Source organism: Pedobacter sp. V48 (genome assembly GCF_000523515.1).
Taxonomy (GTDB): domain Bacteria; phylum Bacteroidota; class Bacteroidia; order Sphingobacteriales; family Sphingobacteriaceae; genus Pedobacter.
In genome coordinates, this window is record NZ_AWRU01000030.1 from 106,746 (window position 1) to 120,205 (window position 13,460).

The 13,460-nt window shown below is 38.8% G+C and carries 7 protein-coding genes and 1 riboswitch; of the genes, 1 reads left to right on the forward strand and 6 read right to left on the reverse strand.

What is annotated here, in order from left to right; translation table 11 throughout:
* Nucleotides 1–40 precede the first annotated feature (40 nt).
* The 6 genes from N824_RS20495 to N824_RS20520 form a co-directional block, all read right to left on the reverse strand.
* Complete coding sequence (locus tag N824_RS20495; protein WP_048907031.1) at nucleotides 41–1,399, reverse strand: FGGY-family carbohydrate kinase; 1,359 nt, start codon at nucleotides 1,397–1,399, stop codon at nucleotides 41–43.
* Nucleotides 1,400–1,414: 15 nt separating this feature from the next.
* Nucleotides 1,415–2,689 carry a TIM barrel protein gene (locus N824_RS20500; protein WP_048907012.1) on the reverse strand — a complete coding sequence of 425 codons (1,275 nt, stop codon included), beginning with the start codon at nucleotides 2,687–2,689 and terminating at the stop codon, nucleotides 1,415–1,417.
* Between the two features lie 18 nt (nucleotides 2,690–2,707).
* Nucleotides 2,708–4,828: a bifunctional rhamnulose-1-phosphate aldolase/short-chain dehydrogenase gene (locus N824_RS20505; RefSeq protein WP_048907013.1), complete on the reverse strand. Its 2,121-nt coding sequence runs from the start codon at nucleotides 4,826–4,828 to the stop codon at nucleotides 2,708–2,710.
* A 28-nt stretch (nucleotides 4,829–4,856) separates the two neighbouring features.
* Nucleotides 4,857–5,936 carry an L-rhamnose/proton symporter RhaT gene (gene rhaT, locus N824_RS20510; protein WP_048907014.1) on the reverse strand — a complete coding sequence of 360 codons (1,080 nt, stop codon included), beginning with the start codon at nucleotides 5,934–5,936 and terminating at the stop codon, nucleotides 4,857–4,859.
* 118 nt (nucleotides 5,937–6,054) lie between these two features.
* Entirely contained in the window at nucleotides 6,055–7,083 is a 1,029-nt protein-coding gene (locus N824_RS20515; RefSeq protein WP_048907015.1) for an HTH domain-containing protein, read from the reverse strand.
* A 53-nt stretch (nucleotides 7,084–7,136) separates the two neighbouring features.
* The gene (locus N824_RS20520; protein ID WP_048907016.1) at nucleotides 7,137–9,803 is read right to left on the reverse strand and encodes an alpha-L-rhamnosidase; all 2,667 of its coding nucleotides are present in this window, start codon (nucleotides 9,801–9,803) and stop codon (nucleotides 7,137–7,139) included.
* 167 nt (nucleotides 9,804–9,970) lie between these two features.
* A riboswitch (SAM riboswitch) is annotated at nucleotides 9,971–10,079 on the forward strand.
* A gap of 250 nt (nucleotides 10,080–10,329) precedes the next feature.
* On the opposite strand from N824_RS20520, the gene N824_RS20525 reads away from it, so the two are divergent.
* Nucleotides 10,330–13,458, forward strand: coding sequence for a SusC/RagA family TonB-linked outer membrane protein (locus tag N824_RS20525; RefSeq protein ID WP_048907017.1), 3,129 nt, complete (start codon nucleotides 10,330–10,332; stop codon nucleotides 13,456–13,458).
* Nucleotides 13,459–13,460: the final 2 nt, after the last annotated feature.

Genomic DNA, 13,460 nt, shown 5'->3' on the forward strand with positions numbered 1-13,460 from the left:
TTAACCAATATTAATTACCGCTAAATTTGCCTCACGATAATTAATTCTGGTGCTGAACTACAGAATAATACTTTAGTTCAATAATATCATTTGGTAAGGGTTTAGTGTTCCATGATTTGTGAATGGCCAAAGCCGCTCCTACTGCAGTTGCCTGCGCCATAAAGGCTGCAAATACTTCAAGTTCAGGAAATGCAATGGCTAGCAAATTCATAAATATGGCGTTTTTACTAAATCCTCCGTCTACAAATATTCGTTTTACCTTAGTACCTTTAAGCACCCTGTTTGTAGCTATATATTGCAGATTTACCAGATCTAAAACGAGTTGATGATAAGCTATAATATCTGATGAATAGTCTGCCAGGTTACGCTCTCCAAAAGAAGTAATATCCGATTTGAGCTTATGCTCCAGCTCTTCAATGATCTTTGGATCGTACGGAACAGAGCGATAAGTAATAATGTCTGTAGCGAAATGAGCTGCAATTCGTTTCACCTGCTGTTCATGCTCATATCCTGAAAAAAGACGTGATGCTTTAACCGGCTTACCCTCGTATTGCAGGTAACAAAGGCAATCATTTTCCAACTCCTCTGCCGTAAGCGGACTAGAGTTAAAAGGGTTAAGGCTAATACACCATGTACCTGTAGATAGTAAAATAAATGGCTCATGGAAATTTACCAGATAAGGCACCAAAGCTGCTGAGCTATCATGAAACCCCGCACCTACAGCATAATTATTGCCAGGAAATGCAGCAGGCATTACGCTGTTTGAAGGAACGATGGGTGCAAGCTTTTCCAATATGTCCTCCTTTTTAACCCATTCATGGTAAGCATTTTTAGTGAAATCCCATAAATTGGTATGACAGCCAATACTGGTAAGGTCTGAATATGCTTCGCCTGAAATCAGATAACTAAGATATTGCGGCAAATGAAGCGCATACTTTATTCTTTTAAACAGGTCAGGGTTCTCGTACTTAATCCGATACAACTGCATTCCCGAATTCAGGCTCCCTAATACCGGAGACGCGGTGAGATTAGAGAATGCTTCTTTTCCTCCGTAGGCATTATAAAATTGTTCTGTAAGTTCCTCTGGATAGGCTTTCAGATAATTATATAGTGGTGCCAAAGGATTCCCAGCCTCATCTATATAAACAAAGCTGGCTCCGTAAGTTGCAAAATTAATAGACTTTATTTCGAAAGCCGGATTTCTAAAAACCTCCCTTAAGGAATCAAAAATAGATAACCTTAAGCTTTCCAAATTCTCGCACGGGTCCCCATCCTCATCTACAGTTTCAGTAAACCGTGCTGATCTTTCAAAAACTATTTTATAGTTCTCATCAAAAAGAAACAGCTTCTTATTGGTTTTACCAACATCAAAAATCGCTATTACCGGGATCGCCTTCATTTTAACTCCCATCAATTACAACCCTGTTGCTACCGTTTTTGCTCCACGGTTTTTAATTAACTCTTGTCGCACATTGAATTTCCTGAAAGCTTCAAGTGGTGATAATGCTGCTCCTGAACGTAAACGTGCTTCGGCTACCAACGGACGTACGTCTGTTCTAAAAGCCTGCTGTAAGATCTCCTGGCTACGTGCTACATCATTAATTGCTTGTGCTTCCTGTAAAGCAACACGATCAACAGATAGTGCCTGAGCGTAAGCAATCATTATAGCCTCTACAGATTGTAAAAGGTCTTCGAGCGGATCTTTTACATTATGTGATGCATCAATCATCCACCCCAGGTCTTCTCTATGATCCATTCCACGGGCATCCATGCCTTCAACAAGTTCATTAAATATAAGGAACAGTTGATACGGTTTGATGCTACCGGCGGTTAAATCATCATCGCCATATTTTGAATCGTTAAAGTGGAAACCACCTAGTTTTTCTTCCATTAGCAAAAGCGAAACAATTTGCTCAATATTTGCATTTGGCAGGTGGTGACCAAGATCTACGAGTGTATATGCTTTTGGCCCTAGTTTATTGGCAAATAATAAAGATTGGCCCCAGTCTCCAACCGTGGTTGAATAAAAATTAGGTTCAAAGGCTTTGTACTCTACAAAGATCTTCCACTCATTTGGTAAAGCCGCGTAGATTTCGCGTAAACTTTCTAAAGTATTTTGGAAGGCTTTTCTGAAATTAAGCTGCCCCGGGAAACAAGATCCATCCGCCAGCCATACAGTAAGTGCTTTGGATCCCAATTCAACACCCTGACGAATAACTTCTATGTTATGGTCAATGGCATGTTTTCTCACAGCTTTATCTACGTGCTGTAACGATCCGAATTTATAACTCTGTGCCTGGTCTGGCTGATCCTGAAACGTATTTGAGTTCATAGCATCAAATCGTAAACCATGTTGTGCAGCTAAAGCCTTAATTGCATTTGTATTATCGGCAACATCCCATGGAATGTGTAATGAAATAGCACCACTTGAGCCGTTAAGCTTGTGTAGCAAACCTATATCTTCAATTTTTTCTTCCAGATTTCTAGGCTCACCCCCTGAAGAGAAACGCCCGAATCTTGTTCCGCCTGTACCTAAAGCCCAGCTTGGAATAGCAATCTGGAAATCTACCAGTTTCTGAATAATACTTTGAGCATCAGAAATTTCTGATGTAATGAAATCTAGCTGACGCTCATGTTTGGCCAAAAGGTCGCTATTATGTGATTCTAATTGATAATTTTCTAGTTTCATCTGTGTAGGTTTTAAGTTTTAACGAACAAAGGCATTTGCAACGCCCCCATCCACATTCAATACATTACCTGTTGATTTATTCATTAGTCCGCCAACAAAAGCAAAACACGCATTAGAGATATCCTCAGGCAATATCACTTCATTAAGCAAGGTACGCTTTGCATAGAAAGCAGGCAACTCTTGTACCGTAATTCCATATGCTTTAGCTCTGCCTGCAGCCCATTCGCCTTCCCAAATCTTACTGTCTGATATTACCGCATCAGGGTTAACCGTGTTTACGCGGATATGATCAGTTCCAAGTTCAGCAGCGTTTAATCTGCTTAGGTGTAACTGGGCAGCTTTGGCAGATCCATAGCCAGCGTTGTTTGGTCCTGAAACCAATGCATTTTTACTAACTATATTCAACACATCGCCACCAATAGCCTGTTTACGCATTACCTCTACCCCAGCCTGAGTAACAAGGAACTGGCCTTTTACCAGAATATCATATAATAGGTCCCAATCTTTTTCAGTATGCTCCTCAATAGGTTTTGAAATAGAGATACCGGCACAATTTACCACTATATCTACCCCTCCAAATTCCAGACTTGCTTCTTCAAAAGCATTTTTAATGCTTGCTGAATCAGTTACATCTAATATTACAGCAGTATAAGCATCCTTACCGAACTCATTATTGAAGCTGTCGTTAGCTTTTTGCAGCCTGCCTGCATCATTATCATTGATTACAGCACATGCACCTTCTTCTATAAATTTGCGGGCAATGGCTTTACCAATGCCGCCGGCGCTGCCAGTAATGAGGGCTACTTTACCCGAAAGTGGTTTTGGCTTAGGCATTCGTTGCAATTTTGCCTCTTCCAAAAGCCAGTATTCGATATTGAATGCTTCCTGTCTCGGTAAAGAAGTGTATTCAGATATGGCTTCAGCGCCTTTCATTACATTGATGGCATTAGTATAAAACTCGGCAGCAACTCTGGCAGTTTGTTTATCCTTAGAGAAAGAGAACATTCCTATTCCAGGATATAATATAATTACCGGATTAGCGTCGCGCATTGCCGGACTGTTATCATGTTTACAAGAATTATAATATTCGGCATACATTTTACGATATGCTTCAAATTCAGGTGCTAATCTTTCTTTCAGTGCGTTAACATCACTGATGTCTTCATTAGGTGCAAGTTTAAGTACCAGCGGACTTATCTTAGTGCGCAGGAAATGATCAGGACAACTTGTTCCAAGTGGCGCCAAACGATCTAAATCATTAGAGTTAATAAACTCCAGCACTCTTGCATCATCAGTAAAATGACCTGCCATATGCTTTTCACTTGAGCAAAACCCTCTTAATACAGGAGCAATGGACGCAGCTTGCTTACGGCGTAGATTTTGTGCGGCACTTTCAATTTTTTGACCTCCAAATACAGGCTTTTTCTTACCGTAGTTGGCTTCAAGATATTCGGCACATTTTTCTATTACTTCAAGCGTATTGATATAACTTTCGAAGGCTGTATCTCCCCAGGTAAACAACCCGTGCGAGCCTAACATAATACCTCTTATGCCTGGATTATCATCTAAACATTTACGTAATTGTAATCCAAGCTCAAAGCCTGGTTTTTGCCATGGTACCCAGCCAATTGTTCCGTTAAATAATTCTTTAGTGATGTGCTCACCATCTTTCGCTGCCGCTATGGCAATTGCAGCATCAGGATGCAGGTGATCTATGTGTTTAAAAGGTAAAAAACCATGTAATGGCGTGTCAATAGATGGAGCTTTAGATTTCAGGTCATATATGCAATGATTAAACAATTCAACCATTTCATCTTCATGTGCAAGTCCTCTGTAAATATTTTTAAGATTACGCAAGCTATCTACATACAACGCAGCCAAACCGCTTTGTTTTAATGTACCTAAATCTCCTCCAGATCCTTTAACCCACATTACTTCGGTATCCTGTCCGGTTAAAGGGTGCTTTGCAATTGCCTTACAAGAGGTATTACCACCTCCATAATTTGTAAGTCTTAGATCAGCACCTAGTAAATTTGAACGGTAGATTAACAATGCAACCTCGTCACCAGCCAGTTCAGCAGCCTTTGCATCATCCCACAAATAACTTACATGTTTAAAATCAGTTGTTCTAACAGTCATAAAAATATTTCATTAATTAAATTTGTATTTACTTGATTGAGTTTCCGTAGCCCACAATTAGCACAGAAATAATAATAATAGCTATACCTGCTATCACGGTACCGAAAGTTTTCTTTTTTACTCCCGACCATTCCCTTAATACAAGACCCCATGCATTGGCAATTAGAATAATAAATGCCATGTGCAGTATCCATGAACTGGCTCCGTTACCTAGTTTACTTTCGCCCATTCCATAAAAGAAGAATTGCAAAAACCAAGTGGTACCTGCCAGCGCAGAAAATATGTAGTTCTTTAAAAGAGGTGTCTCTTTGTTGGTATAATCACCGAAAGTTTTGTTACGGAAATTCAAGATCATACACCAGATCAGGTTAGTAGTTAACCCGCCCCACAATATGAGTATATAAGTTACATTGTTCTGGAAAAGGAATTCGCCCTGCCCCGGATGTGTACTTTTCCAAATATCATTTGCGGCATTGGCCATGTCTTTTCCGGCATCAATACCAAATGCAAAGCAAGCACTAAGAATACCTGAAATAATTGATACGGTAAGGCCCAGACCAATCTTGTATTCGTTATTAGATGGATCGGCCTTACCTGCAGCTACCAGGTCTTTTTCTTTCATGCCACCAGCCTTACCACAAACTATGATTCCTATAACACAGATTGCTAATCCCAGTAAAACCATTTGTCCCCATTGGCTGTTCAACATGTCTGTTAAACTATCTTTGCCGGGTTTTGGATTAAAATCATAATATATTGAAGGGATTATTGCTCCGAAAACAGAACATAGTCCGAGAATAATAGAGCTTCCTAATGATACCCCAAGATACCTAACGCCTAAACCATAAGTTAATCCGCCTATTCCCCATAACGCACCGAAAAAATAAGTAAGCAATAAGATTTTACCGTTTGTTGCAGCAATGATATCTGTAAAACCCGGAATGGTAAGCCATGCTGCAAAAGGAGGTACAAGTAACCACGAAAAGATACCACCTACAATCCAGTAACTCTCCCAGGCCCATCCCTTAACCTTCTTATAAGGAATATAAAAACTACCAGAGGCAAAGCCTCCTATAAAATGGAAAATGACCCCGAAAATTACTTGCATACTTATTGAACTTTATATTTGGTTAAAATAATAGTCCTAATTTATACAAGTAGATTTTTAAAACTGTCATGTACTATCATGAAGAAGTACAAATAAATTCATTACAGTCTAAAAAAAATTAAATTGATGCTCTGCGGGTATAATAAAAAGGTACTTCGATATGGCGTCTGGAGTTATCCAGAATAAGATTTGCAGCCACAGTACCCATAAATTTAAAGTCAGTAGAAATAGTTGTAATGCCGTTTAATAATATTTTCTTTAAAGGCGTTTCATTGTAAGATATTACACCTACATTCTTTCCTATTTTATATTTCATACTAATAAGCCGTTCTAATAAAATTACCAAATCGGCTTCCATTAAATTAATAAATGCTTCTCCTTCGTTTATTGGTTCTATAGATATATCACTTACTACGTGATGAGAAAAGGCGTATTGCTGACAAAAGCGATGGAACCCATCTAAAATCTCTTTAGGGAAATAACTTTTTTTAGGAAAAATGATTTTTAGTGTGTGGTATTTGCTAAGCTCATTACGGGCCTGTTCTAAAGCATCGTAAATATTCTTTTCAAAGTTTTCATAAGCCGCAGCATAATCGCCATCAACCCCTTTTATCTTTTTATCCAGTAAAACCAGTTTTTCTTTTGGAATGGTATTGATAATATCTCTGGCATATTCCTCGCCTTCAATAAAATGAGGAATGATCACATAGTGAGAATATTCTTCTTTTTTATCGGTCAAAAATCGTTTAAAAAGCCTAAAATCATTGTTATAGATATAAAAGTCTACAGATACATCCTCGCCCAATGCAGCAATAAATGCATCGTAAACAATCTTTTTGTGTGCGCTAAGTTTATTGAAAAGCAGAAACACCTTTAGTTTCTGCTTAAAATCTATATTGGCAATATAATAGCCTTTACCGGGAACGGAGTTAATTACACCTATGTTTTTAAGGTATTTGTATCCTTTTTCAGCGGTATCACGCGAAATCTCCAGCTTGTAACTCAACTCATTAATAGAAGGCAATAAATTGTCTTTCTTTAACTTACCCAGCTCAACTGCTTTTATAATTGCGCTGGACAGTTGCAAATATTTAGGTGTTGCAGAATACTCATCAATATGAATAAAATCAAAAAACTTAGTCTTCATCTTTCTAAAAGTAAGTAATTTAATGCAATTGGTCTACACCGGACAAATAACTGCTATCTGATTTCAAACTGATATTTACCTGCCCCAACGTTTGTTTTGGCAGCAACAGGTTTACCATCTTTAAAGGCTTTTTTACCCTCTGTTAATGGGAAAGTAATTGTAGCACTTGAATTTGCCGGAATGGTTACCGCATAGATTACAGCATTTCCTGATCTTTTCCATGAAGATACGATCTTACCATAAGGACCATCGTGCTCTGCCTCGAAATGTTCTAATCCTGAAACGAAATTAGGACGAAGCTGAATATTTTTAAACCCTGGTTGTTGTTCATCAGGATGAATTCCACCCAAACCTTTAAAGAACCAGCCTCCTATTTCGCCAAACATCATGTGGTTTAATGAAATGTCTCTTTCGGCTTTTATATCCCAGTTTTCGTATAAGGTAGTTGCGCCGTTCACAATCCACCATCCCCATGATGGGTAGGTATCTTGAGCGGCAAGTTTATATGCTGTTTCTGCCTGGCCATTATCGCTCAAAGCATTTAAGATTGCTTTTGCCCCTAGTACACCCACGTCAAGATGCATTCCATCGGCAGCAACTCTTTTGGCAAGATTCTCTGCAACTTTTGTAATAAGCTCTTCAGGTACCAAGCCCCATTGCAAGGCAACACTCAATTCAGTTTGTACACCTGATGCATAAATGCCTGTTGTGCGGTTTAAATACTTATCGTTTATTGCTTTTTTAATTTTCTCTGCAAGGTTGCTATAGTAACTGTAATCAGCCTGCTTACCAAACATTTTTGCTGCCTTTGCAAGGATAACTGCATCTACATAGTAATAAGTAGAAGAAGTATACTCTAATGATGATTGTGATTTAACGGGCACCCAATCACCTCTGCCAAAGGTTGTTAATCCTGCAGGACTGATTTGCTCTATGTAATTCACATACCTTTTAATGCTGTTGTAAGAATCTGATAGCAGCTTACTATCACCATAAAACATGTATATATTCCACGGAATTATAGCAATTGTACTTGTCCAGTCAGTTCCGTTTGCCGATCCATAGCCCCATCCACCTGTAGGTATAATATCAGGAAGTACGCCATTTGGTTGTTGCTCATCCCTGTGGTCGGCAAGCCATTTTTCATAAACTGTAATACCGTCAAAATTAAACAGGCCTGTTTCAACAGCAAAGTGTCCATCACCAGTCCATCCATTCTTTTCTCTTTGCGGACAATCGGTAGGATATCCCATTAGGTTAGACAAGTAAGAATTGTTGGTTGCCCACCATAACCGGTCAATTAGCTTATTTGAAGAACTTATTTTACCTGTCGGAGTAACATCGCTATGCATAAAGTAGCCGGTGATGCTTTCTTTAGTCAATTTTATAGGCTTACTGCTGGTTACCTCAACATACTGGAATCCTTTGTAATTGAACTTAGGCATAAACTCAAGTTCTCCTTTACCTGATAAGGTAACGATATCTGTTTGAAAAGGATCGGTATTGTCTTTCGGGCGATAGTAAACATCAATATTGGATAGGTCTAGTCTTCCATTGGCATGCAAACGTTCGCCATGCTTAATACGAATAACAGTTGCTTCCTCTCCGATTACTTTAATTTTTGTAACTCCGGAAATATTGCGGCCCAGATCAAAAACATATACGGTGTCATTAACCTTTTGCATTGTTTTAGAAGGAATTTCTTCAACATTACGAATTGGCTGCATTAGCTGACTTACAACATTATTTGATGGAGCAGCTCTTAGGGATATGCCATTCCATTTTTTATCATCAAAATCTGCAGTATTCCAACCTGGTTGTTCCTTACGTGCATCATAATGCTCGGCAGTATAAATATTGTTAAGCACTATTGGACTTGAACTTGTTTTCCAGTCGCCCCCGGAAGTAACCACATCAACAGTTCCATCTTCGTAAGTGATCCTTAAATCCAGGCAAAAAGTAGGTCTTGCTCTCCAGGGTGCCTTGTCAAAATTCCATACCGCAATAGATTGATGGTTATACCAACCATTACCAAGCAAAACACCAATAGCATTTTTACCTTTTTGAAGTTGCGCAGTAACGTCGTAAGAAACATATAAGTTACGTCTGTCGAAACGGGTGTACATAGGATCAAGCCTGTGGTTCCCCACTTTTTTTCCGTTCAAATATAATTCGTACAAACCAGCAGCAGCAATATATGCCCTTGCAGATTTTATTTTTTTAGACGGTTCAAATACTTTTCTGAAATATGGAGCCTCACGTTTATCAATATCGTTACCGTCACTAATCCAGGTACCTTTCCAGTTGTCGACTTTCATCATTCCTGTTTCGAAACTCGCCACCTCACCGGATGAAGCTGGTTTACCATCTTTATCCCAAAGCTCAACAGACCAGTAGTATTTGGTAAATGGTTCCAGGGTTTTGCCTTTATAATTAACAAGGTTGGCAGATGAGGTTACTTTGCCTGACTCCCATGAAAGTCCTTTTTTTCTTGCTACTTCTGATGAATCTTTACCTACAATAATTCTATAAGCAGTTTGTTTAGCACCCTGACGGGTATCTGTCATCATCCACGACAAGCGCGGATTTAACAAATCTACCCCAATTGGGTTTATCAAATGTTCGCATTGCAAACCTGAGGGTTTAACTTCATTAGAGTATGCTTTTTCTGCCATAGGGATGGCGAATAGCATCAGCAGGAAAGAATAAAGAAATTTCATTAGAATAATTCAGGTAAAGTTTAGTGTGTTTACAATGTTAATTTTCTTAGTCATTTTCAGCAACCTGTACTGTCCTGCTCAAAATACAGAATATTTATTTTATTAATTTCTATAGGAATACTAGATTATTCTTATATTTGTCGCAGCAAATGGTTCTTAAAACTTCCTGCTTATCAAGAAAGACTGAGGGATTGGCCCTATGATGTCTTAGCAACCTCTATAATTTATTGTAAAAGGTGCTAATTCCAATTCGCTGCAAAGCGAAAAAGATAAGATTAAACAGCGCAATGCTCCTTATCAATCATCATAACCAAATCTAATTCTGTTCGCGACAAAGTATGTAAGGGATGACCTAAACTATAAATGTATAAAAACATGACACAGAAAGTACACCAAAAAGAAATGCGCTGCTCATCTCCATCTTATTACCCTTCATCTGGTCTTATGATTAGTCAAAAACGAATGCACTGTTGCTCTATTTAATGCAGCCAAAAGAATTTATTATACACCCATTTATTTAATTCACATGTTAAAAATATACAAAATTTTTGCAGGGATCCTTATATCCTTTTTTTTCCTGCAAACCGTACAGGCACAATCTGTTAAGATAACAGGTACTGTTACCGGAAACCCAGACGGGGAGACTATTCCAGGAGCATCAATTACCATAAAAGGTAAAAAAAGCGGAACAACTACAGATGGCAGCGGTAAGTTTTCTCTTGCTGCAGATGTCAATGATGTACTTAGTATATCTTATCTTGGATACACTACAAAAGAGATAACCATTACCGCAGCTACAACTTCATTAAATATTGCGCTTGATGTTTCAGCGAATGCTTTAAGTGAAGTTGTTGTTACAGCGCTTGGTATCTCTAAAGAAAAGAAATCGTTGGGATATGCGGTTCAGGAATTAAAATCTAAAGATATTGCTACCGCAAAAGAAACCAACATAATCAACTCTCTGGCCGGAAAAATTGCCGGTGTGCAAACCACAAATAGCCAGGGCGATATGGGTTCATCAAGAATTATAATTCGTGGTGAAACATCTATATCAGGCAACAACCAACCCCTCTTTGTAGTAGACGGAGTACCTGTTGATAATTCGCAGAATCTAGGTATAGCTGGATCAAGGGATTTTGCCAATACCATTTCTGACATTAACTCTGAAGACATTGAATCAATCAGTGTACTAAAAGGTCCAAATGCCGCAGCACTATATGGATCACGTGCAGCTGCAGGTGTTATCCTTATTAAAACCAAAACTGGCAGAGGCCAAAAAGGCTTGGGTATCAGTGTAAACTCTAATGCTACATTTTCAAACCTGCTAACGTTACCTGATTATCAAAACTCATTCGGACAGGGTACCAGCGGCAAGTTTAGCTTCGTAGATGGAAAAGGCGGGGGTGTAAATGATGGTGTAGATGAAAGCTGGGGACCAGCATTGGACGGCCGTTTAATTCCTCAGTTTAATTCTAAAGGTGTTGCTGTTCCATTTATTGCTCATCCAGATAATGTTAAGGATTTCTTCGAAACAGGTTTTGCCCTTAATAATGGTATTGCTATTGCAGGCTCCGGAGAAAAACAAGATGTCCGTTTCTCTTACAACAACCTTACACAAGGTGGTATACTGCCAAATTCTTCTCAGGACAAGAATTCACTATTATTGAACACCACATACAGAATCACTCCTAAATTAACCTTAAATGCTTCTGCAAATTATATAAAAAGCAATGCCGATAATCTTCCTGCATCTGGCGGAAAACGTGCAACAGGACCGATGCTTCAATTTACATGGTTTGGAAGACAGGTAGATGTTAGTCAGCTTAAAAACTATAAAGACGAAAACGGAAACGATTTTAACTGGAACAACAGTTACTATAGCAACCCGTACTTCATAGCCTACGAGAATACCGTTGGTCAGAAACGTGATCGTATTATTGGTAATGCAGAGTTAAACTACAAAATTACAAGCGCACTTTCTGCTAACTTCAGAACAGGAAATGATTACTATACAGACCGCAGAAAAATCAGAATTGCTTATGGAACAAATGGTACCCCATTCGGTTCATACGAGGAAGATGCGTATACAGTTAACGAAAATAATACCGAAGGTCGTTTAGAGTTCAATAAGAAACTGAATTCAGATTTCTCAGTAGATATTTTGGGTGGTGGAAACATTAGAACTTCTACTTTCGAACAAAACGATCAGAAAGCGACTAAGCTAGCAGTAAACGGCTTATATACTTTGAGCAACTCAAGAGATCCATTGGTGTCTTCAAACGTTTACACCAAACTTAGAACCTATAGTTTATTTGGGTCCGCTCAGTTGGGCTTTAGAGATTATGCATATCTGAACTTAACAGCACGTAACGACTGGGATTCCAGTTTACCAAAACCTAACCTATCTTATTTCTACCCTTCTGTTAACGGAAGTATAATTCTTACAGAAGCTTTTGATATTAAAAGCGAGGTGCTTAGTTTCGCTAAACTAAGAGGAGGGTGGTCTAAAGTAGGAAAGGCAACAGATCCTTATCAGCTGATCAATACCTACAGCTTCACTGCTCCATTTGATGGAAATCCACAACAATCAGTCAATACGATCGACCTTAATCCAAACCTTCTGCCAGAAATCACCAAATCTACTGAGGCAGGTGCCGAAATTGGGTTGTTTGATAACCGCATCAAGCTGGATCTAAGTGTGTACAATACAAACAGTATCAACCAGATTTTAAAAGTGGACGTAAGTTCAGGAACAGGATATACCCAAAAACTTATTAATGGCGGAAGTATCAATAATAAAGGAATAGAAGTTCAATTAGGTTTAACCCCTGTTAAACTTAAAGACTTTAGCTGGGACATCAATTTAAACTATTCACGTAATCGCAGTAAGGTTACAGAACTGGATAAAGAAGGACGCATTAGCAGCTATACAATTGGTACCAGTGGAACGCTTGATGTATTGGCAGCTGTAGGCCAGCCTTACGGTACTTTCTTCGGAACTGCTTACCAGCGTGATGCTGCCGGACAAATTCTGGTAAGCTCTGATGGTACCCCGGTTATCAATCCTGAAAAACAAATTCTTGGTAAGTTTACACCAAACTGGATAGGCGGAATTACGAATAACTTTACTTACAAGAATTTCAATTTGAATTTCCTTGTAGACGCCAGAATTGGTGGTAAGGTATTCTCTGGCAGTAACGCTACAGGAACTTACACAGGAGTACTCGCAAGTACAATGAGAGGAAGAAATGCTGAAAATGGCGGACTTACCTATACCTCAGGTGGAACAACATTTAATGACGGGATGATCTTTGATGGCGTTCTGGCTGATGGCACTAAGAACAATAAAATCATTCCTGCAGAAGAGTATTACAAAGCTACAACCAATGCAGATGAGCAATTTGTTTACAGCGCTTCTTATATCAAATTAAGAGAAGCTAGATTGAGCTACAACATTCCTTCGCAATGGGTTAAAAAGATCGGGTTACAAGACGCTACTTTCTCAATAGTGGGACGTAATCTTTGGATCATCCATAAAGATGCACCAAATATTGACCCTGAAACTGCATTCAACACAGGAAACGCTCAGGGTCTGGAAGATCTAACTCTTCCAACAACAAGATCATTTGGTTTTAACCTTAATTTTAAATTCTAGAC

What these genes read in the sequence shown, in the direction of transcription:
- N824_RS20495 (WP_048907031.1), bottom strand. Translation starts at nt 1,399, where the DNA reads ATGAAGGCGATCCCGGTAATAGCGATTTTTGATGTTGGTAAAACCAAT.
- N824_RS20500 (WP_048907012.1), bottom strand. Translation starts at nt 2,689, where the DNA reads ATGAAACTAGAAAATTATCAATTAGAATCACATAATAGCGACCTTTTG.
- N824_RS20505 (WP_048907013.1), bottom strand. Translation starts at nt 4,828, where the DNA reads ATGACTGTTAGAACAACTGATTTTAAACATGTAAGTTATTTGTGGGAT.
- rhaT (WP_048907014.1), bottom strand. Translation starts at nt 5,936, where the DNA reads ATGCAAGTAATTTTCGGGGTCATTTTCCATTTTATAGGAGGCTTTGCC.
- N824_RS20515 (WP_048907015.1), bottom strand. Translation starts at nt 7,083, where the DNA reads ATGAAGACTAAGTTTTTTGATTTTATTCATATTGATGAGTATTCTGCA.
- N824_RS20520 (WP_048907016.1), bottom strand. Translation starts at nt 9,803, where the DNA reads ATGAAATTTCTTTATTCTTTCCTGCTGATGCTATTCGCCATCCCTATG.
- N824_RS20525 (WP_048907017.1), top strand. Translation starts at nt 10,330, where the DNA reads ATGTTAAAAATATACAAAATTTTTGCAGGGATCCTTATATCCTTTTTT.